This is a genomic window from Enterococcus sp. DIV1083b (assembly GCF_051713705.1).
GTDB classification, from domain to species: Bacteria; Bacillota; Bacilli; order Lactobacillales; family Enterococcaceae; genus Enterococcus_D; species Enterococcus_D casseliflavus.
Genome location: NZ_JBIOQJ010000001.1, coordinates 2,520,832 through 2,543,093, shown reverse-complemented (window position 1 = coordinate 2,543,093; position 22,262 = coordinate 2,520,832). Strand labels below are relative to the sequence as shown.

At 44.5% G+C, this 22,262-nt stretch carries 18 protein-coding genes; 6 read left to right on the top strand and 12 right to left on the bottom strand.

Annotated features, from left to right (window positions below; genetic code table 11):
* The first annotated feature begins 226 nt into the window (after positions 1–226).
* Complete coding sequence (gene gltB / locus IGI69_RS11835; protein ID WP_438740925.1) at positions 227–4,732, top strand: glutamate synthase large subunit; 4,506 nt, start codon at positions 227–229, stop codon at positions 4,730–4,732.
* A 1-nt stretch (position 4,733) separates the two neighbouring features.
* Positions 4,734–6,173: a glutamate synthase subunit beta gene (locus IGI69_RS11830; RefSeq protein WP_413135720.1), complete on the top strand. Its 1,440-nt coding sequence runs from the start codon at positions 4,734–4,736 to the stop codon at positions 6,171–6,173.
* A gap of 83 nt (positions 6,174–6,256) precedes the next feature.
* Here IGI69_RS11830 and vanS read toward each other — a convergent pair whose 3' ends face one another.
* The 11 genes from vanS to IGI69_RS11775 all read right to left on the bottom strand — a co-directional run bounded on the left by vanS (position 6,257) and on the right by IGI69_RS11775 (position 17,715).
* Entirely contained in the window at positions 6,257–7,387 is a 1,131-nt protein-coding gene (gene vanS / locus IGI69_RS11825) for a vancomycin resistance histidine kinase VanS (protein ID WP_434236292.1), read from the bottom strand.
* Positions 7,377–8,072: a vancomycin resistance response regulator transcription factor VanR-C gene (gene vanR-C, locus IGI69_RS11820; RefSeq protein WP_413135718.1), complete on the bottom strand. Its 696-nt coding sequence runs from the start codon at positions 8,070–8,072 to the stop codon at positions 7,377–7,379. Before vanR-C ends, vanS begins: the two co-directional genes overlap by 11 nt.
* Before the next feature lie 98 nt (positions 8,073–8,170).
* Entirely contained in the window at positions 8,171–10,273 is a 2,103-nt protein-coding gene (vanT, locus tag IGI69_RS11815; RefSeq protein WP_438740922.1) for a membrane-bound serine racemase VanT, read from the bottom strand.
* The gene (gene vanXY, locus IGI69_RS11810) at positions 10,270–10,842 is read right to left on the bottom strand and encodes a D,D-carboxypeptidase/D,D-dipeptidase VanXY (protein ID WP_061053864.1); all 573 of its coding nucleotides are present in this window, start codon (positions 10,840–10,842) and stop codon (positions 10,270–10,272) included. The genes vanT and vanXY overlap by 4 nt, the downstream gene beginning before the upstream one ends.
* Positions 10,839–11,891, bottom strand: a complete 1,053-nt coding sequence (gene vanC, locus IGI69_RS11805; RefSeq protein WP_438740920.1) for a D-alanine--D-serine ligase VanC — start codon at positions 11,889–11,891, stop codon at positions 10,839–10,841. Before vanC ends, vanXY begins: the two co-directional genes overlap by 4 nt.
* A 339-nt stretch (positions 11,892–12,230) precedes the next feature.
* Positions 12,231–12,779, bottom strand: coding sequence for a TIGR01440 family protein (locus tag IGI69_RS11800; protein WP_438740917.1), 549 nt, complete (start codon positions 12,777–12,779; stop codon positions 12,231–12,233).
* Positions 12,780–12,784: 5 nt separating this feature from the next.
* Positions 12,785–13,264 (bottom strand): ECF transporter S component, encoded by a 480-nt coding sequence (locus IGI69_RS11795; RefSeq protein WP_074536063.1) that lies wholly within the window; start codon positions 13,262–13,264, stop codon positions 12,785–12,787.
* Entirely contained in the window at positions 13,261–14,049 is a 789-nt protein-coding gene (locus IGI69_RS11790) for a bifunctional hydroxymethylpyrimidine kinase/phosphomethylpyrimidine kinase (RefSeq protein ID WP_015510152.1), read from the bottom strand. The genes IGI69_RS11795 and IGI69_RS11790 overlap by 4 nt, the downstream gene beginning before the upstream one ends.
* Before the next feature lie 103 nt (positions 14,050–14,152).
* A complete protein-coding gene (zwf, locus tag IGI69_RS11785) occupies positions 14,153–15,679 on the bottom strand; it encodes a glucose-6-phosphate dehydrogenase (protein WP_015510151.1) in 1,527 nt (508 codons plus the stop codon).
* Between the two features lie 9 nt (positions 15,680–15,688).
* Positions 15,689–16,336 carry a metal-dependent transcriptional regulator gene (locus IGI69_RS11780; protein ID WP_015510150.1) on the bottom strand — a complete coding sequence of 216 codons (648 nt, stop codon included), beginning with the start codon at positions 16,334–16,336 and terminating at the stop codon, positions 15,689–15,691.
* 143 nt (positions 16,337–16,479) lie between these two features.
* The gene (locus IGI69_RS11775; protein WP_015510149.1) at positions 16,480–17,715 is read right to left on the bottom strand and encodes an aminopeptidase; all 1,236 of its coding nucleotides are present in this window, start codon (positions 17,713–17,715) and stop codon (positions 16,480–16,482) included.
* Between the two features lie 231 nt (positions 17,716–17,946).
* Between IGI69_RS11775 and IGI69_RS11770 the strand changes: the two genes are divergently transcribed.
* Positions 17,947–18,522 (top strand): TetR/AcrR family transcriptional regulator, encoded by a 576-nt coding sequence (locus IGI69_RS11770; protein WP_005228861.1) that lies wholly within the window; start codon positions 17,947–17,949, stop codon positions 18,520–18,522.
* A 53-nt stretch (positions 18,523–18,575) separates the two neighbouring features.
* Here the strand turns inward: IGI69_RS11770 and IGI69_RS11765 are convergent, their stop codons facing one another.
* A complete protein-coding gene (locus tag IGI69_RS11765; protein ID WP_201690093.1) occupies positions 18,576–19,022 on the bottom strand; it encodes a flavodoxin in 447 nt (148 codons plus the stop codon).
* Positions 19,023–19,198: 176 nt separating this feature from the next.
* On the opposite strand from IGI69_RS11765, the gene map reads away from it, so the two are divergent.
* The 3 genes from map to IGI69_RS11750 all read left to right on the top strand — a co-directional run bounded on the left by map (position 19,199) and on the right by IGI69_RS11750 (position 22,206).
* Positions 19,199–19,963 (top strand): type I methionyl aminopeptidase, encoded by a 765-nt coding sequence (gene map, locus IGI69_RS11760; protein WP_005228863.1) that lies wholly within the window; start codon positions 19,199–19,201, stop codon positions 19,961–19,963.
* Positions 19,964–20,042: 79 nt separating this feature from the next.
* Positions 20,043–20,966, top strand: a complete 924-nt coding sequence (locus tag IGI69_RS11755; RefSeq protein ID WP_060792543.1) for a YihY/virulence factor BrkB family protein — start codon at positions 20,043–20,045, stop codon at positions 20,964–20,966.
* A 19-nt stretch (positions 20,967–20,985) separates the two neighbouring features.
* Positions 20,986–22,206, top strand: a complete 1,221-nt coding sequence (locus IGI69_RS11750; RefSeq protein WP_074536060.1) for a glycosyltransferase family 4 protein — start codon at positions 20,986–20,988, stop codon at positions 22,204–22,206.
* Positions 22,207–22,262: the final 56 nt, after the last annotated feature.

Here is a 22,262-nt window from a genome sequence, read left to right as displayed (position 1 = left end):
GTTTGCAATAATTTTACGATAGTTTATTGTATAATAAAAAAACCTTATTAGACGAAGACTCCTGCCTGTGATTTACAAGTAACTACTTGTTCAATGGATGTAAGTAACCCTTGAAGGAAGAAAGCAACGAGATCGGATCAAGTAAAAAAAACTTGCCAGATAGAAAAACAGGTTGTAAACTGTTAAAAATCGGAATATTCAGAAAATTGAAAGAAAGTGTGATTCCATGAGTGATTTAGAGATGATGAAAACAACGAACCAAACGATGTACGATGCCGCTTTTGAAAAAGATGCTTGTGGGATGGGGTTCATTGCTCAGAAAAATGGTCATTATTCCCGAGAGCTCGTCCAAAATGCCTTAACGATGTTAGAACGGATGAATCATCGAGGGGGAACAGGCGCTGAACCTGACACGGGGGACGGAGCAGGAATCTTGATGGCGATGCCAGATCCTTTTTTTCAGCAGCGGGCAAAAGAGGCAGGAATCCCATTGCCTGAAAAAGACGCCTATGCTGTTGGGATGTTTTTTTTACCGAAAGAAAAGCTCCGAGCAGCACAGGTCCAAGAAGAAGTAACTAAAGACATTCAACAAATGGGTTTTACGGTTTTATGGCAGCGCGACGTTCCATATGATTATTATCAGTGTGGGCCGGGGGCGCAAAAAGTCATGCCATCTTTTGTGCAAGTCTTTATTGAAAAGCCTGTCGATGTAGCAGCTGGCCGTCCCTTTGAAGATCAGCTTTATCGGCTACGGCGTAAACTGGAAAAAACATATCATACCGATGAGCTGTCTATCTGCAGCTTGTCCAGTAAGACAGTTGTTTATAAAGGGATGCTGCATGCCTATCAAGTTGGCTTGTTTTTCAAAGATCTTCAAAGCCCAGAAATGACTTCAAGTATTGCTTTGACCCATTCTCGCTTTTCAACGAATACCTTTCCAAGCTGGAGTCGGGCGCAACCTTTTCGTTTCTTAGCCCATAATGGCGAAATCAACACGTTACGCGGGGCGGAAAATTGGATGCATGGACATCAGATCGAAGTCTACGATGACGAAAACTCCGATTCTGCGAAGCTGGAAAATTGTATGGAATACTTGTATCGTCAAGGTCGAGACATTCCCCAAGCACTGCTGATGATGGTGCCAGAAGCGTGGTCTAAAGAAGCTGGCTTGACGCCAGAACTGACGGCTTTTAATGAATACAATGCAAGCTTTATGGCTCCTTGGGATGGACCAGCAGCTTTATGCTTTACCGATGGGGAGATGGTGGGAGCTGCCCTTGATCGTAATGGATTGCGACCATCTCGCTACTCAATCACGAAAGCTGGTTTTGTTGTCGTGGCCTCTGAGTCAGGAGTGGTGGATCTGCCAGCGTCAGAAGTGATTGAAAAAGGGGTGCTTGGACCAGCAAATATGTTTTTGGTGGATACCAAAAAAGGGATGATCTTACGAAATCAAGAAATCAAAGCGCATTATGCGAATGCCCATCCCTACCAGGAGTGGCTAACGGAACACCTATTGACACCAGAGCTGCTTCCTGGGACTGAGAAGCAGGAGGAAACAGCAGACGATGCGATTCAGACCCTTTGGAAACGAAATGGCTACACGGATGAGATCATACGCACGTTGATTTTACCAATGGCTCAAACGGGAGAAGAACCAGTGATCTCCATGGGGTTTGATTCACCCTTAGCTATTTTGAGCGAACGTCCCCAATCCTTGTTTACGTACTTCAAGCAACAATTCGCCCAAGTGACCAATCCACCCATTGATGCGATTCGCGAAAAATTAGTGATCGGTACCGAGCTGTTTTTAGGTCGAGATGGGGATGTTTCAAAGGACATTCGAATCAATTGCAATAAGCTGAAGATTGCTAGTCCTGTGTTAAAAACGAGTGAATATGAAAAAATCAAACAGTTAGATCAAAATGGTCAAAAAGCGGTTTTACAGTCGATTCTTTATGATTATGTACCTGAAAACGGGGTAGCTTTGCAACAAGCGTTAGAAGCGCTTTTTAAAGAAACGGAGCAAAAAATCGATGCTGGGGCAACGATCGTCATTTTAAGTGATCGGGAAGTCATCCAAGCGCAAGAAGGAAAAGTGGCGATTCCGATTCTCTTGGCGGTATCAGGCCTGCACAATTATTTGGTGCGAAAAGGCAAACGTTCCTTGGCATCGATCGTTGCGGATACTGCGGAAGTCTGTGAGGTCCATCATTATGCCATGTTAGTCGGCTACGGAGCAAGTGGGGTCCATCCTTATGGGGCTTACCAGACATTGGCGCATTTTGAGCTTTCAGAGAAGATCGAGAGTTACCGCAAGGCATGTGAAAAGGGCATTGTCAAAATCTTGTCACGAATGGGGATCTCAACGATCGCCGGTTACCACGGGGCACAATTGTTTGAAGCGGTTGGTATCTCTGAGAAAGTCATCGCTGAATATTTTACCGGCACGGTTACCCGTATCGGTGGTCTCTCGTTAGCGCAAATCGAGCAAGAATATCTGACGCGTTATGAGGCAGCATATGGTGAAAAACGAATGGATTATCTTGATTCTGGCGGTAGTTTCCAGTACAAAGCCGATGGGGAGCATCATTTGTTCAATCCAAAAACGATCTATGGGTTCCAAAAAGCCGTTCGCACAGGCAGTTATGAGCTTTATAAAGAATATGCGGCGGAAATGAATCAAGAGGCATTGGACAATCCAACGACGTTACGGTCTATGTGGACCTTTGCGAACACAAGACGCAGTATTCCGTTAGCTGAGGTGGAGCCTGTCGAAACGATCGTCAAACGATTTAAAGTCGGGGCGATGTCCTACGGCTCACTAAGTGAAGAAGCGCATCGCTGTATTGCTGAAGGAATGAATGCGATCGGGGCAAAATCCAACAGTGGAGAAGGTGGAGAAAACCGTAATCGTTTCAAACCAGTGAAGGGCATTAATTATAATAGTCGCATCAAACAAGTAGCTTCTGGCCGTTTTGGTGTCAACGCCGAATATTTAATGAGTGCAGATGAACTTCAGATCAAAATGGCGCAAGGAGCGAAACCTGGAGAAGGCGGTCAATTACCAGGCAATAAAGTCTTCCCGTGGGTCGCCGAGATTCGAGGGTCTACGCCTGGTGTTCGATTGATTTCACCGCCACCACATCACGACATTTATTCGATTGAAGATCTAGCCCAGCTGATCTATGACTTAAAAGCCATCAATCCGTATGCACGGATCAATGTCAAATTGGTTTCTAGTACGGGCGTGGGTACGATCGCTACCGGTGTCGTCAAAGCTGGCGCAGACGTAGTCGTGATCTCAGGCTATGACGGTGGGACCGGTGCTTCTCCGAGAAATTCGATCCGTGATGCCGGCTTGCCTTGGGAGATGGGGCTCGCAGAAGCCCATCAAACGTTAGCTATGAATCATTTGCGGCAGCGAATGACCTTAGAGACAGATGGAAAATTGATGACGGGTCGGGACATCGCCATTGCTGCTCTTTTAGGAGCAGAAGAATATAGCTTTGCCTCTTTAGCGCTAGTTGCGATTGGCTGTGTCATGATGCGGGTATGCAGTATCAATACATGTCCTGTCGGCATTGCTACACAGAACCCAGCGTTGCGAAAATTTTTTGCTGGAAAACCTGAGCACATCATCAGCACGATGTACTTTTTAGCAGAAGATCTACGGGAAACGATGGCTGAGTTAGGCTTTCGTACCATCGATGAGATGGTAGGACATGCGGAATTGTTGACACCACGCTTCGTTGCTAAAGGCAAAGCAAAATCATTAGACTTTTCGAAAATGATTGGGACGACGATCCCAATCGAACGCAAAGTGACGGATCCATTCCTTGAGAAACGTCAATGGCCAGAATTAGATGCTTTTGCACAAGCTGCTATCGACAACAATCAAGAAATCGTGACGAATCATACGATCAATAATGTTCAACGCTCAGTCGGCGCGCGTTTAGGAGGCTGGATCGCGGAACGTTTTGGCAATTATGAAGTTACCCCAGGTCTGTTGCAGTTTACGTATCGAGGTATTGCTGGACAAAGCTTTGGGGCTTTTGCCACCCAGGGCATCCAGTTGAAACTGATCGGTGAGGCCAACGATTATGTAGCCAAAGGGTTAAGCGGTGCCCGCTTGATCATTGTGCCACCTGAAGATGCCGCTTATGACGCAGAGCATTCACCAATTGTTGGTAATGTAGCGTGCTTCGGGGCAAATCGAGGCGAAGGCTATTTCCGAGGCATTGCTGGCGAACGCTTTTGTGTTCGTAACAGTGGAGCCAATGTCGTTGTCGAAGGTGTTGGCGATCATGGCTGTGAGTACATGACTGGCGGTGTCGTGGTGATATTAGGAAAAACCGGCCGCAACTTCGGTGCTGGAATGTCCGGTGGCGTGGCGTATGTTTACGACCCCGATCAAACCTTTGCCGATAAATGCAATCGGGAAATGGTTGATTTATATCGGATTGGCGAAAGCGGCGATGACCACCAACTAAAAGAGATGATCCAGCAGCATTTCGCTTATACAGATTCATTGAAGGCGGCTGAGATCCTAGAAGATTGGGAAAATCAGAAGCACCATTTCATCAAAGTCTATCCGACAGAATACCATCAGATGATCCAAGCGACGGAGACCTTGGCGGACCAAGGGTTTGTCGGAGATGAACTTGTGACGAAAGCATTCGAAGCTGTCGTCGGTCCACAATTGACCATCCCAGGAAAGGAGCGTGACTAATATGGCAGATCCATTTGGTTTTTTAAAGTACCCAAGAGTAGAAAATCCTACCCGACCAGTGGCAGAACGAATCGAAGACTGGCAAGAATTACAGACGCCATTGCCTGAAAATGAGCGTCAAGAGCAAGCAGCACGCTGTATGAACTGCGGGATTCCTTTTTGTCATACCGGTTCTTTTTACGGGGGGCAACGAGCGGTTTCAGGTTGTCCCAATGACAACCTGATTCCCGAATGGAATGACTTGGTTTATCAAGGGCGTTTCCAAGCCGCTTTTGAGCGTCTTGCCAAAACCAACCCATTACCTGAAATGACTGGTCGTGTTTGTCCAGCTCCTTGTGAAAAAGGCTGTACCGAAGCACTGAATGGCTCGGGTGTCACGATCCACGACAATGAACGCTTTATTATCGATACTGCTTTTGAAAATGATTGGGTCAAAGCCTCGGGATTGCCTCAAGAAGCGACTGGGTTCAAAGTTGCCATCGTCGGCAGCGGACCAGCTGGTTTATCCGCTGCATGGCGCTTGAATCAACTAGGGCATCAAGTGACGGTCTATGAACGCAGTGATCGCTTTGGCGGTTTACTGATGTACGGTATTCCAAATATGAAATTAGATAAAGACGTCGTTCAGCGACGGATTGACTTGATGGCAGAGCTAGGCGTGACCTTTATCGCTAATACGGAGATCGGTCGTGACTTGTCAGCAGAAGAATTGGCCGCTCAGTATGACCGGGTCATCTTGGCAACAGGAGCTAGTGTTCCTCGTGACTTGAAGATTCCAGGTCGTGAATTGACTGGGGTGCAATTTGCAGTCGATTATCTGACGGAAGCAACCAAAGATGTGTTAAAGCATGGCAAAGCGGCAACAAGTAAAAAACTTGCTGGCAAGCATGTTATCGTGATTGGTGGCGGCGACACTGGAAATGACTGTATTGGTTCAGCGATTCGGCAAGGAGCCGCTTCTGTGCGTCAATTGGAGATCACGCCCCAACTGCCATTGACACGGACCGACAGCAATCCTTGGCCAGAATACCCAATGACAGCTCGCACAGGATATGGGCAAGAAGAAGCGGCTGAAGTGCTACAAACACAAGTGACGTATCATGGAGTGTCCACAACGGCCTTTATCGGCGCCGAACGCGGCCAGTTGATCGCCATCGAAACGGTCTCAGTGGATCAACAGTTTCAGCCGATCCCTGGCACAGAGCAAGTGATCAAGGCGGATTTGGTCTTGCTGGCAATGGGCTTTGTTGGTGCAGAGACCCAACTCTTCGATGCCTTTGGTGTGCGAGAAGTGTACGATGATTACACGACGAACAATGAACGAGTGTTAGTCGCAGGAGATGCCAAACGAGGACCGAGTTTAGTCATCTGGGCGATTCGTGAAGGACGCTTAGCGGCAGAAAAAGTCGATCAAGCGTTACGATCATTGGTGTATCAATAAGCAATCAATAAAAAAAAACCTGAGCAGCTATTCCTCCTTCAGAATTAGAAGGGGAGCAGCGAAATGCTCAGGTTGTTTGCCTGTTAAGCGGTTGGTTCAGATGGATGGTGCTTTGACAGCTGTTCATTTTTTTCCATTGTTGCCTTCGGTAGGCGAATCGAAAAGACGATGGTTTCATCACGGCTTTCCGCCCAGATCTTTCCACCTAATGCTTCAACGATTTCTTTGGCGATCGGCAAACCAAGACCCGTCCCACCCGTCGCTGTTGCTCGGGAAGCATCCATGCGGTAGAAAGGCTCAAAAATCAAGCCGATCTTTTCAGCTGGGATCGTTTTTCCTTGATTGGTCAAACGAATCAGGATATCATCAGACTCGCTGATGGCTAATCGCAAAGGGGAGTTAGGATAGCTATAATTGATGGCATTGCGGATCAAGTTGTCAAAAACGCGTTCCATTTTCTCCGTATCAACGGTCGCAAAGACTTTTTTCTGTAGCTGAAGTTGCCAATGGAGATTTTTTTCTTCTAACAGCGGCAAAAATTCAAACGTCAACTGTTCCAGCATCAAGCTCAGATCCGTGGTTTCAGTTTGCAAGGCGATCGTTGTAAGATTAAAGCGGGTGATTTCGAAAAATTCGCTGATCAATAGTTCCAGCCGTTGGGCTTTTTGCAAGGCGATCTTCGTATAGCGTGCGCGTAGTTCGGTAGAAAGCTGCGGTTCCTCTTCTAAAAGCGTCAAATAGCCGATCACACTGGTCAAAGGCGTTCGTAAATCATGTGCGAGATAGACGATCAAATCATTTTTTCGTTGTTCCGCTTCTTTGGCGGCTCGTTGATCCTGTAAGTTTTTCTCTCGCAACTGGTTCATTTCTTCTTGCACATCAATCATATTGCTGGAAAGAACGATTCGCTTCGTGGGTTCGGCAATCAGTTGGTTTGTGGCTTGGATCGTTTCATTCAAATAACTGATAGCTTTACTCATATAATAAATCGTTGTGCTCACCCAAATCAGTAAGGCCCCGATGGCTAAGCAAAGAAGCCAATAGTCAGCAAAAAGTCGTAAAATTTGATAAATGGGTTCATAGCCATACCAGACCCTCATTCCAGCAACGAAGCGTACTGCGAAAGGAATGATGATCAAGATCGCCATCAAGATGCCCGTGGTGATAAAGTATTGGGTCAAGAGCTTGCGGATCAATGGACTTCTATTTTTCAATGATATAGCCGACCCCCCATACGGTTTTGATTAATTTCGGTTTGCGGGGTTGTTCGTTCAGTTTTTCCCGCAAACGGGCGATATGTGCCATCACTGTGTTATTGTTGTCTAAATACTTTTCTTTCCAAACTGCTTCAAAAAGGGTTTCCGAGGCAACGACCGATCCTTGGTGTTCAAATAAGTAAAGCAAGATTTTAAATTCGATGGGGGTCAAGAAAACCTCTTTGCCATAAAGAAAACATTGGTGGCTGTTGATTTTCAACAGTAAGCCTTCCTTTTCGTATTCTTCAATCTTCTGGGGATTCGCTGACTGGTTGTAACGCTGGTATCGCCGCAGCTGCGTTTTGACCCGAGCAACGACTTCTAAAGGATTGAAGGGCTTGGTCACATAATCATCTGCCCCAAGGCTTAGACCGGTGATTTTATCCAAGTCTTCCCCTTTTGCCGTGAGCATCAGTACTGGGAAAAAGTGGGTCTTACGAATTTGCTGCAACAGCTGGAAGCCGTCGATATCCGGCAGCATCACATCTAAAACCGCCACTTCGACCGTTTCTTTTTCAAGATAGGCCAAAGCGCTCGTTCCATCATAAAAAGGTTCTACTTGGAAGCCTTCATTCCTTAGAAACGTCGTGACTAACTCCGCGATTTCTTTTTCATCATCAACAACAATTATTTTTTCTGCCATCCTTGATTCACTCCAACTATCTACGATCATTTTTCATTTACACTACCATTTACTCTACACCCATCATACCGTAATCGGTAAGCGAATGCATTCGTTTTCTACTTTGAACTAGAGGTGATGCGGGAACCTAGGCGGCTGATCAATTCATTGGTAATGGTTTGTGCTTGATCAGCGGTAGTCGTCCAATCGCTGAATACTTCGAGCGAACTTTCGACCGCCAGTTCTGGATAGTCCGTTAAATCGATCAAGAGCATATCCATACAAACCAACCCAATCTGCGGGAGTAAAGCACCCTGATAAGAAAGTTGGAACCCTTGGTTTGATAGGGCACGTGGAACCCCGTCGCAGTAGCCGATGCTAACGATCCCGATCGTGGCTGGTCGATCAAAAATAGTGTCTAATCCATAGCCGATCGCTTCACCAGCGGCAACTGTTTTTTTGTCTACCAGTAAGGCTTTGAGTGTCAAAATCGGTTGTACGTTTATCTTCTGCTTCGTTGGTTCGTTCGGGACGCTCAATGAACCAGTTAGAAGAATACCTGGACGTACATAATCATAGTGTTTCTCTGGGTAATTTAATATTCCGTAGCTGCTTTGCAGATGTGTCAGTCCATAGGCGATATTTCTAGCGGATAAGCCAGCCAACAGATCATCAAAACAAGTGATTTGGGCTTGTGTCCGCAAGATACTTGTCGTATCCAGCTGATCTGAAGAGCCTAGATGGGAAAAAATGCCCGTAATCTTGAGAGATGGCAAGGCGTAAAGTCCAGTAACTGTCTCAAGATCAGGTGCAACGCCTAAGCGGTGCATACCAGTATCTACCGCTAAATGGCATTCGATCGGAATGCTTGTTTGGGCTAAAGCATGCCCATGGGCCTCACTAACGATGGTTTGAATCAAGGAATAATGTTTCAGCTCTTTGGCACGTTGGTCAGAAGTGTACCCTAAAATCAGTAAGCGACTTTTGATGCCAGCTCGCCGTAATTCAATGGCTTCTTCAAGGGTAGCAACGGCAAAGAAATCAACGCCGGCTCTTTCTAGGGTACTGGCGACCGTCTTCGCATCACAACCATAAGCATCCGCTTTAACCACCACCATCACTTTTGTTGTTGCTGGGATCAATCGCTTGATTTCCTGCAGGTTGTGCAACAAAGCGGGGGCGGAAAATTCTTTGGCTGCTCGCTGCAATTTGGGCGGCGTTTTTTTCGAAAACGGGAACAGCTTTTGCAAAGCAAAGAGACCTTGCACCACCCCAATGGTCAGTCCTAAGACCACGAAGAAATTGATCAGATTGTTTTGCAGCAAGGGCAGCTTTTGACTAAGAAAATGGGTCACTGCAATGGTATAAGGATGGAGCAAATAGAGCCAAAGGGACAGTCGACCCGCTTGTTTCCAGATTATGGGTGCTTGCCATTGCTGGATGATCGGAAATAAAAACAACAGGACGAAGGGCAAAAAAATATACATGCTGTCATGTTTCGGCGTGGTAAAGTGATGCAAAAGGTAACTTTCCAAAAGCAAGCAAATCAGACTGATCAGCAGATAACTATAGTGATGGGGAGAAGCTGGTTTCTTGGCAAATCTTCTGGCTAGTACCCCTAAGATCAAAAACAAAGGAGCAAAGAAAATGCCGTTGCGAGTTCCATCCAATAGTTGGAAAATCAGTGAATAGAATGACGCGATGGGTGTTTGTGCAGCCAGGCCAGACCAACTGTCCCCACCTAAACCAACCACATACAAACCGACAGCAATGAAAAACACCTGCTTGAAAGAAAGCCGTGTCAAGAGGCCCATCACTAGTAGACTGCCGGTAATGATCGCAGGAAAATACCAAAGATGGTAAAGAATGCCAGTGACCAACAATGTTTGGATAAAGGTGCCCAGCGGCATGTTCACCCCAAGCATGCCGCTGTACCAAGCAAGCGGCAAAAAGAGCAGTGTGGCTATGAGGTAGACTTGCAGCTGCTTTTTAATAAACTGCCAGACACGATGTCTGGCAGGATAGCTGTTTTGGGTGGCTAAGTCGCTGAACACGTAATATCCGCTGATCATAAAAAAGAAGGGAACGGCAATTCTGAAGAACGTCAACGTGATCAGGATATCGCCGTCAGGCCATAAGCGGTGAAGAGGCAGACAGTGGATCGCCACCACCATCATCGCCAAAATCACCCGGAATTGCTCGATTCCTGGATTCTTCTTCATGCGAACTGCCTCGCAGTTTGTTCAAGGTATTGATGGTATTCTTCCAAGGTCCACTGTTGACTGGCGATGATTTGACTATGAGGCAGACCGACATAACGAAAATGCCATGGTTCATAGCCAATCCCTGTAATTTCCTGTTTGTCTGCGGGATAGCGTAAAATAAACCCATAGTTCATCATTTCCTGGGTAAATAAATCAGCGGCTGCGCTGTCACGAAATCGTGGGCAGATCAAATCATCCTGGCTGCCCTTTAAACCAACATCGATCGCTAAGCCTAACTGATGTTCACTGCAACCGGGCAACGCCACAAATTGTTTCGTATAGGCTAGCCCATTTTCTTTCAAGGAATATTCCCATAAATACCGTTGCTGCTTTTCGGTTCGGTAGCCATCTAATAAGCAGATCTCGTCTTCAAGCTTTAAAGCTTTGACGAGCCGTTCCCATTGTTTGGCTGCTTCTGGCTGCAAGTAAACCTCGTCTTCGCTGAAGGCAGCAAGGACTAAATGAGGGGGTTCTTGGTTTTTTTCTAACGGAAATTCTTTGCTAACTAACTGTAGATAGGGATTCATTTGACTTCCTCCTTTGCTAAGACAAGCAGTTTTTGTAGTAGTTCTTGATAGGATAAGCCGACCGCTGCCATCATGGCAGGATAGCGGGAGTGACTCGTAAAGCCCGGCATAGTATTGATTTCATTCAAGTATAGTTCTCCTTGATCCGTGACAAAAAAGTCGATGCGAGCAAGACCTTTAAGACCAAGACTACGATAGAGCAGCTGAGCTTGTTCTTTGACCTTGGTTTCAATCGTTTCAGGCAATGGCGCAGGGACGGTGATTTTGGCGCTGATCAGCTGGTACTTTTCTTCAAAATCGAAAAAGCCGTCTACTAATGAAATGGCGTCACAAGCACCGACAGTCAAAGAGTCGTTGCCCAAAATACCGCAACCGATCTCAACACCGGCAATATTTTTTTGTAGGAGCACTGCGGAACAATAAGTAAAGGCTTCTTTTAAGGCAGAAGCGATTTCTTCAACGCAAGTGACTTTAGTGATCCCTTTTGAGGAGCCCGCTTCATTAGGCTTAAAGAAAACTGGAAAGCCATGGGTCTGGATAAAAGCTTCGATTTGTTCTTGCTGGTTGGCTTGATTTATCAAGAGAATCGTAGGAGCACTTTGTACGCCAATGGCTGCTGCAGCTTGATGCAGCAGCCATTTGTTCATACATAAGGCAGAGGCTGCCACCCCGCAACCTACATAAGGCAGCTTCATCAATTCAAACAATCCTTGGATACTGCCATCTTCCCCATATTTGCCATGCATAATGGGAAATAAAACATCAGGTACCAACGTTTGCTGCTCTTCACTTAGCCAAAAGCCGTTTCCTTCAAATAGCGGCTGTATTTTCTGTTTATGTTTCGTATCCAACAACCACGTGTCTTGTCGGATGTTTTCCAGTTCTCCTGTATACAAGTACCAATCCATAGCATCTGGGGCGATCCCGATCAAAGAGAGGTCGTAGTCATAGGGAGATGATTGGAGTGCTTCGATTGCGCTAGTTGCTGAAGCTAAAGAAACGGTGTATTCCGGTGAATTGCCTCCAAAAATAATGGCGATTTTTTTCATGTTTTTCTTCCTTCCGCTTTTCGATTCTTACTACATTCAGTCTATCAAGGAAAGAAAAAAGAAATTTGTGGGCTTACTGGTATCTTTCTTTTCTTTTTGTGATGAAATTCTGACGAATTTATGACAAAAGGAAAGCGACAGCTGCCGCTCCTTTTACACCAGAAAGAAACTTGCCTTTGAAGTAGAAAAAGCTGCCATAAGATGGAGTGGAAAAAATAGTGAAAAAAGAGCACTCTGAAGGAAAGGGGGAGGCAATAGCAGGAACGGTGACACAAAAAAAGCACGCAAAAGCATGCTTTTTCTTTTTGATGAGGGCTTTTCGATTATTATACGATTCGCTTATTGTGCGTAATGCGCACGAGGACCACCAATATATTTGGGCCGTGATCCCAGAGCTGTGACATGGGCAGCGCCGAGGGACTTGATAGAGGGACGGATCGGGATTTGAACATGTTTGACATGCATGCCGATTGCTGTGTCGCCAATATCGATGCCAGCTTTTGCTACTATGTGCTCCACTTCAATAGGCTCATCGAACAGCTGAAAAGCGGCAACTGAGCAAGCACCGCCTGCATGCAACTGGGGCACTACTGCGACTTCTTCTAATTGATATAGTCGAGCCATTTCACGCTCAACAGCTAAAGCCCGATTGAGATGTTCACAGCCTTGAACGGCTAAATGAATATTTTTGGGACGCAAGATCGCTCGTAGTGTTTCAACGATAACCATGCCTACTTCTTGACTGGAATTTTTGCCAATCAAGCCGCCCACGACTTCACTTGTTGAACAACCAAGGACAAAAAGATCATTTTCACCAACATTCGCTGTCGTAATGACTTCTTCAACGATCGTAGTTAAATCCGTTTTTAATTGATTGATATCTGTCATAAGAATCACCTTTCATTTAAAGAAAACTTTTTCGTGCGGCGTAAGGCATGCGTCAGGGGTAAAGCAACGATGCTGCCAAAGACCGTTTGGATCAAATTACTTGGGATCGAGGCGATCCCAGCGCCTAAACCGAATAGCAAAACCGTTGCTGCTGCATAGCCGGCGATCATGATCAAGCTGCCGACAATGACGGCTGATAGTGGCCGATGGCTCATTCTACCTACGATCCAGCCTTGCACACCATGGATCACGATGGAAAAGAAGGCCCATTCAGGGTAACCTGATAGAAAATCAATGATGCCGCCGCTCATTCCACCGACGAAGGCACCCGCGTTAGGTCCGAACAACAGGGCCGAGATATAGATCCCTGCTTCACATAAGGTCACAAAGCCCTTCGTTTGCGGAACAGGAATGATAAAGGTCAAAGAAAGTGCACACGTGAGTGCCGTCAGCATAGCGATCGTCGTTAGGTTTCTTACTTTCATAGGAGTTCCTCCTTTTTAAAATAGGCGAGCTGATTGACGTTGCCAGAGGTACCTAAAGGCAGACCGTCTTCAATTCCTGCCCAAACAAATGCTTTTGCGGTTTGGATAGCTGCTTCCAACGAAGTGCCTTTAGCAAGCATTGCGGCAATCGCTGATGAGAGGGTACAGCCAGCACCGTTGGTTGTGGTTCGCGTACTTTTTTCTGCCTCAAAAACGGTAAATTGTCCTTCTTGATACAAAACATCATAGGCTGTTTCCCCAGTTAGTCGACTGCCACCTTTGATCAGAACATTTGGGGCACCAAGCGCATGGATTTTTTTTGCCGCCGTTTTCATCTCTGCTAAAGAGGTAATGCTTTGTCCAGATAAGTGTTGTGCTTCGAGCAGATTAGGTGTCACTAATGCTGTGTAAGGAAACAATGAGATCAATCCTGCTTGATAGGAGTGGTTAAAGGCAGTATCTCCTTCTTTGAAGGCGAGAACGGGATCGAGCACGATCGGTCCGGTAAATGTTTGTAAAAAATCTCGCAGCAATTCAATGATGGCCGTTTGATGAAGCAGCCCGATTTTGATTGCATCTAGGGATACGACCGAACGCAGTGAATCCAGCTGTGCTTGGATCACAGGCTCAGGGAGATCATGGAACATAAGATCATCCTTGATGGCGACCACACATGTTAATAGGGCATGGCCAAACACCCCGAATTCCTCAAATGTTTTCAAATCAGCCGTCATGCCGCCACCTGCCAAACTGTCGAGACCGGCGATCGATAAGACTTGTTTCATGTCTGCTGCTCCTTTCATTTCTCATTTCTTTCTATTATAATCAGTCGGTAAAAAAGAAAAACGGCCAATTGGATGTTTTTTCCTCATCCAATTGACCATTTGCTTATTTCTCATTTAGTAAATCTCGCTCACGATACCATTCATCGGGACGCCAGATCCATTCAAAGCCATCGGCAGCTAAGAGATCATAGGCTGCTTGGGGGCCCATCGTTCCTGCGGCATAATTTGGAAAATCAGGTGTTTCTTGGTCCCAAGCGTGACGGATCACATCAACGATGCGCCAAGATTGGGCAACTTCATCCCAGTGGGTAAAGTTAGTGCCATCACCGTTCAAGGCATCTAGAATTAGTTTTTCGTAAGCTTCAGGGGTGTTTTCGACGATTTCAGTACTATTTCGGTAATCGAGCTTCACTGGCAATGTCTCAAACCCTTGGCCAATTTCTTTTCCGTTCAAGGAAAGAGAGAAGCCTTCCGTCGGTTGAATGTAAATCGTCAGCACATTCGGTGCCAAACTCTCGATTTGCTTTTGTTCATTCAGGTCTTGCTTAAAGACATTGACTGGGACTTGTTTAAAGACAATGTTGATGCGAGTGCCTTTTTCCGTCAACCGTTTCCCAGTGCGTACATAAAATGGTACGCCGGACCAGCGGAAGTTATCGATCAAAAATTTCCCAGCAACGAAGGTTTCCGTTGCCGATTCTTCATCCACATTGGCTTCTTCACGGTAGCCAACAAATTTCTTGTCTTCTAATTGTCCCTTATCGTATTGACCACGTACGAAGTGTTGTTTCACTTCTTCTTCGGAGTAGATACGGATCGCATTTAAGGCTTTGATTTTTTCTGTCCGTAATTCTTTTTCAGAAAAAGCCACTGGCGGTTCCATGGCTAATAAGGAAAGAATCTGCAGAATATGATTTTGGACCATATCCTTCAAGGCACCGCTCTTATCATAATAGCCGCCGCGTTCTTCTACGCCTAAGTTTTCTGCGATATTGATCTGAACATTGTCAATGTAACGATTGTTCCACATTGACTCAAAAATGTTATTGGCAAAACGAATCGCAGAAATATTTTGGATCATTTCTTTTCCTAAATAGTGATCGATTCGGTAGATTTCTTGTTCCGTAAAGACTTGATTGATCTCTTCATTCAATTCTTTTGCTGAATTATAGTCGCTTCCAAACGGTTTCTCGATGATCACCCGATGGTAGCCGTCAGTATCCAGCATTCCTTGGGATTTCAAGTGAGAAACGATCGTCCCAAAGAAATTAGGGGACATTGCTAAGTAAAAAATCTGATTGCCTTCTAAATGGTATTTCTGATCTAAGGTTTCCGCCAAATCCTTTAATGAATCATAATGGCTCGTATCTGTTACATCATGTGATTGGTAGTAGAAATGAGAAGCGAATGTCTCTGCTTGTTCTTGTGAGTCACTCAACTCTTTGATTGTACCTATCACCACTTCACGATAGTGTTCATCCGACCAAGGACGGCGTGCAGTACCAATGACTGCAAAATCTTCTTTCAAATCGCCTTTTTTGTACAACCGAAACAAAGAAGGATATAGTTTGCGTTGGGCAAGGTCGCCCGTACCGCCAAAAATCGTAAAAAGGACCTTTTTTTCCATCATCTTCACTCCTTACAGTTTATCGACAAAAATCGTGCTGGCGGCTTTGTAGCTGACAGCAATTTCTTTTGTGTCATTTTTGATCGTAATCGGACCCTCGTATGCTGCCGCATCGATGATCTCGTATTCTTCATGAATATTCAATTTGATCGAAACGAGATAATCCAGCAGTTCTCGTTCGTCAAGGACACGGGCGATACGAATCTTGGTTCCTACCGGATAAGAACTCATGGTGTTTTTTTCGCCTTCGTGAATGAGTTCTCCTTGTTCAGGAATCATTCCCCCATGTGGGCAATACCGAGGATGATCAAGGTAGGCTTCTAAGCGGCTCGCCAACGTTTCTGAGGTGACATGTTCTAAAACTTCTGCGTCATCATGAACTTCATTCCATGAATAATGCAGGTGCTCCACAAGAAAGACTTCCCATAAACGATGCTTACGAATGAGGGCACTTGCAGAAGCTAAACCAGTTTCAGTCAACTGTACCCCTTGATAAGGTGAATGTTCCACTAAGCCTTCTTTTAATAATTTTGAAATCATTTCACTTACTGAAGCTGCTGAGACGTCCAGACCTGACACGATTTGTTTGTTATTGATCTTCTTTTGGTCACCACCAAGCTCTAAGATGAGCTTTAAATAATCTTCACGATTTGGTGTCATCGGATCCATCCTCTCTTATCAAAGACTATCAAAGTAGATTTTATCAAAAAAGCCAGCTGATTACTATGAAAAAAGCCGCCGGTTCTCAATATTCTATGTAAAAAGAAGACCGAGGGGAGCTACTCCACCTCAGCCTTTTTTTATTAAGCCCAATCACCATTGCGGAAGACAGGAACTGTGGTGCCATCTTCTTTGATGCCATCGATGGACATTTGGTCAGAGCCGACCATGAAGTCTACGTGGGTTTGGCTGCGGTTTAAACCAGCCGCTGCCAGTTCTTCTTCACTCATCTCAGTGCCGCCTTGTAAGCTGAAGGCATAAGCAGAGCCTAAAGCCAAGTGGTTTGAGGCATTTTCATCAAACAACGTATTGAAGAAGATGATGCCAGATTGTGAGATAGGGGAAGGGTCAGGGACTAAAGCGACTTCACCTAAAGATTTCGCTCCTTCATCGATCGCTAGCAATTTGCCTAACACTTCTTCGCCTTGTTCTGCAGAAAAGTCCACGACTTTACCGTCTTTGAAGGTGAATTTCATGCCAGAAATAATCGTTCCTGCGTAGCTCAATGGTTTCGTACTTGAAATATAGCCATCGATGCGACGATTATCTGGGGCAGTAAAGACTTCTTCTGTCGGCATGTTCGCCATGAATTTTTCATTGCGGGTGTTGTAGCTGCCAGCACCTTCCCACAAGTGATTTTTTGGTAGGCCGATGATCAAATCGGTACCCGGTGCTGTATAGTGTAATGCGCTGAATTGTTCTTTGTTCAATTCTTCTGCCTTGACTTGCAGTGTTTCATCATGTTTTTTCCAAGCAGCAACAGGATCTTCTTCGTAGATACGCGTCGTTTTGAAAATTTGATCCCATAGCTTGTCTTGTGCTTCTTCTGGGGAAGCATCAGGGAACACTTTTTGTGCCCAATCTTGACCTGCAGCAGCAACAACGGTCCAGCTGACTTTGTTGGCTTGTGTTGCTTGACGCAGTTTCATCATCGCCTTACCAGAAGCTGCTTGGAAAGCGGCGACCCGATCTGAGTCAACGCCCGCTAACGCATCGGGATTGGCAGAAACGACACTGATGCGGCTCGCACCTTTTTCGACCCAATCTTCTGTTTGATCAATTTTGTGTTGAGGGATCGTAGACAAACGATCCTCAGCTGCATGCGCAAGAAATTCTTTTTGAACCACATCGTCGGTCCATTGAACGATTACTTCATCAGCGCCTAGCTCATACGCTTTTTTTGTCAATAGTCGAGCTAACGGTGCTTGGTCCACGGCGATTTGGATGACGATGGTGTGCCCTTTTTGGACATTTACACCAACTTCTGTGATCAGTTGGGCATATTTTTCAAGGTTCTGATTAAAGTTTGGTAAAACCATTAAAATTCCTCCATTTATTCTAAAATTATAACTGTCTTCATGATAGCACTAAGTATTTTTGAAAACAAACGAAAAAGAGAGCAAAAAAACAGAGGTCTTCGAATTGAAAAACTGGAAACACTAGGGGCAATAATTTTAAAAGTTTTTTTGCAAACTTAAAAAAACATGATACAATAAGTAAAAGGTATTTCTGAAAGCGATGTATAGCAGAATTAAGGAGATTAAAAAATTATGGCAAGAAAGAAAACTATTACTAGAGACCAGATTTTAAAAGCTGCCTATGAAGTTGTCGCAACCGAAGGATTTACACGTTTTACCGCACGCAATATCGCAGCGAAGATGAAATGTTCAACGCAACCGATCTACTTAGAATTTAAAAATATGGATGACTTAAAAAATGCATTGATCAATCAGATTTACGACTACTTAGCGACAGAAGTTTTTCCAGTTGAAAGACGGGGAGATGTCATCGTTGACTTAACGTTAAATTATATTGGCTTTGCAAATAAAGAAAAACGATTATACCGAGCGCTATACTTAGAAGAGCATGGTGGTGGGGATTCCATGCAGCAGTTTTCATTTGACCTTTTTGTGAAATCAGTGAAAAAAGAACCAAAGTATCAAGATCTATCGGACGTGAAATTACAGTCCTTGCATACTGGTGTCTGGATCGTCGCTACTGGCTTAGCGGCATTGATGTCTTCGGGAATCATTCATCCGACAGAGGATCAGATTGCTAAGCTGATGACGGAAACCACCGATAATATTTTAGCAAGAGAAACACCTATCGATATCAGCTATCATTAAGCAAACAATAAACCTCCGACAGAATCAAGTGATTTTGTCAGAGGTTTTTTGTTTTATTCTGTAAATGCTTCCGCTAGCTTTTTGGCAAAGGCTTCTAAGTTTTGAATATCGTCTTCTTCCGCAGCCAAGTCGACCTTGACGCTATCCGCCCCTTTTGTTGCACCTGTTTTACTAAAGACGGCTTCAAAGTCATCGACGGACTTACAAAAGTCATCATAAAACGTATCGCCGGAGCCGCAGACCCCAAAGATTTTGCCACTTAAATCAAGTTCTTGCAAATCTTCATAAAAATCGACGATCTCATCCGGTAGCTCCCCGTCCCCATATGTATACGTTGCGACGATACAGATATCAGCATCTTCAAAGTCATCTGCATCCACTTGGGTACACTCATTCATTTCTACTTCCATGTCAAGATTTTCAAGGGCTTCAGAAACGATATCCGCAATTTCTTCCGTATTCCCCGTCATGCTTGCATAGACGATTTTTGCTAAAGCCATGGGCTTTTTCCTCCAATCTCATTCCTATTCTCAAGGAAAACTCTCTTACAGATTATAGCAAATGCACGAAAGTTTGAAAACAAAACTTGAAAAACTCTTTACAATGTCTGTGAATTTTGTAAAATAAGGGATTTCTATGGTAAAATAAGAGGAATTTAATTAAGGGAGACGAGAACATGATTACATTAAAATCTGCCAGAGAAATTGACCGCATGGCCGAATCCGGCGCGCTGTTAGCAGATGTCCACAAACAATTACGCAGTTTCATCAAACCAGGTATCACGAGTTGGGATATCGAAGTGTTTGTCAGAGATTATATTGAAAGCCACGGCGGCATCGCTGCCCAAATTGGTTTTGAAGATTACAAATATGCCACTTGCTGCAGTATCAATGATGAGATTTGTCACGGGTTTCCTCGAAAAAAACCATTGAAAGACGGCGATCTGATCAAAGTCGACATGTGTATTGATTTAAAAGGCGCCATTTCTGATTCTTGTTGGAGTTATGTCGTAGGGAACTCGACGCCTGAGATCGATCGTTTAATGGAAGTAACCAAAAAAGCATTGTATCTAGGAATCGAACAAGCCCAAGTGGGTAACCGAATCGGTGACATCGGTCATGCCATTCAAACCTATGCGGAAAAAGAAGGCTACGGTGTTGTGCGCGATTTCGTAGGACACGGCATTGGTCCAACGATCCATGAAAGTCCGATGATTCCTCACTACGGAGAAGCCGGCAAAGGGTTACGTTTAAAAGAAGGAATGGTTATTACCATCGAACCTATGATCAATACAGGGACGTGGAAAATGAAAATGGATCCTAACGGCTGGACCGCCTATACTCTAGATGGTGGCTTAAGTTGCCAATACGAACATAGTTTGGCGATCACCAAAGAAGGGCCACGCATTTTGACTTCTCAAGGAGAAGAAGGAACCTACTAAATTTTGGCGGTAGGAGACTTCTGATTGTTACGTATGACAAAGAAAAAAAGGCAGATGATTCGCTGGCGGAGGAAGAAACATGAAAATCGTTGATAAAGTAAAAAGCAATCAAAAGCTGATGCGTTTCATTGAAACAACGCAAAATAGAATAACCGATTCAGAGATGGGGACCACATCGGTCGTCGTCGCCTACTATTTATTGCTTTCACTTTTCCCGTTAATGATTGCGCTGGGAAATCTGTTGCCTTATTTATCGATTGATCCGAACACGGTTTTATCTTATGTACAAGAATTGATCCCTAGTCAAATCTATGACTTTATCGGACCAGCGATCGAAAACCTCCTCACCACAAGCTCTGGCGGGTTATTATCGATCTCCGCCTTGGCTGCGTTGTGGTCTGCGAGTCAAAGTATCAATGCCTTGCAAATTGCGATGAACAAAGCCTTCGGTGTGGACCAGCGTTCCAATTTTGTCGTGGTGCGCGCAGTATCATTTGTGATCATCCTGCTCTTTATGATTGCGATCGTTGGTGTTACGATGGTATTTGGGCTTGGAAAAATCATTCTTGATTTTTTGCAGCCGATTTTTAAGTTTCAAGACAATCTGATCGATACGTTCCAAACAGTCAAATGGCCAGTCACGATCGTTGCTTTGCTGTTTATCATGATGCTGATCTATTGGTTAGTGCCGAATGCAAAGGTCAAGTTGCGTTCGACTTTGCCAGGGGCGATCTTTGCAACGATTGGCTGGATGTTGCTGTCACAAGTGTTTGGCTTATACGCCCGTTACTTTGCTGCGAAAATCATTGGCTATCAAATTATTGGAAGTTTTATTGTTTTAATGATCTGGTTGAATCTTGCTGCGACGATTATTATCTTGGGTGGAATCATCAACGCAGTGGTAGAAGAGTATGTGTCGGGACAAGAGATCAAAGAACGAACAGATCCTGTTCAGCGGATTTCTTCGAAGATCGAAGATACATTTACCAATAAAGAGAAATAACGGAAAGCGAGAATAAACGATGGATTTTGCATTCAAATTTGTAATGCGCTTATTTATAACAATGATCGTGTCTTTATTATTGACACCAGTCATCAAATTGATATCTTGCAAGATTGGCGCAGTTGATCGCCCAGGAGAGCGTCGGATCAATACGAAGACCATGCCTTCAGCTGGGGGATTAAGTATTTTTTTAGCCTTTTCCTTTGCGCTGCTTTGGGAATTTCGAACAATGATTCCTTTCGACTTCGTTTGGCCGATTCTTTTAGGTGCAACAATAGTGGTGATTACAGGATTGTTGGATGATATATTTGAACTGTCGCCAATGCAAAAATTAATAGGTCTGACATTCGCAGCGCTGGAAATTTATTTCGTTGCTGGAATAAAAATCAGCACAGTCACGATTCCTTATTTTGGCTTTATTGATCTGGGATGGTTTGCCTTGCCTATGACTTTGATTTGGATACTGGCAATTACCAATGCGGTGAACTTAATCGATGGTCTCGATGGGTTGGCGAGCGGCGTCTCTATTATCAGTTTGACGACGATAGGGATTATCAGCTATTTCTTTCTGCCGAATTTTGTGGAAGTACCAATGGTCATTTTTACTTTGATCGCAGCAATCATCGGTTTCTTTCCATATAATTTTTATCCAGCAACCATTTTTCTAGGAGATACCGGAGCATTGTTTTTAGGATTTATGATCTCTGTGCTCTCACTACAAGGATTGAAAAACGCAACTTTTATTTCTGTTCTGACGCCCATGTTTATTCTCGGTGTACCGATCACGGATACCGTTTATGCGATGATTCGAAGAAAGTTTAATAAACAGAAGATTTCCTCTGCCGATAAAATGCATTTGCATCATCGATTGTTGTCGTTAGGGTTTTCTCATCGCGGCACAGTGTTAACGATCTATGCCTTAGCATTAGTCTTTTCTTTTATTGCTTTACTAATGAATTACGCGAGCAATACAGCGATTGTTTTATTAATCATTAGCACAGGATTTGGAATTGAGCTGTTTATTGAGCTGATTGGATTAGTCGGTGAAAATCGTCAACCACTCATGTGTGCGTTAAAGTTTCTGGGAAATCGGCGATTCAGACAAAGTTTACTAACTGAACGTGCTGAAAGAAGAAATGCTGATCAAGAAAAAGAAAACAAAGATTTGGCTGCTAATGTTTCTCAGACTAAAGAAAAGCGACGAAAGAGAAAACATTACCAAGCAAAACACAAAAAATAACCGATGACAGTTGCGGCAAAAGAACCCAACGGATGAAATGGATATTGATAGAAACC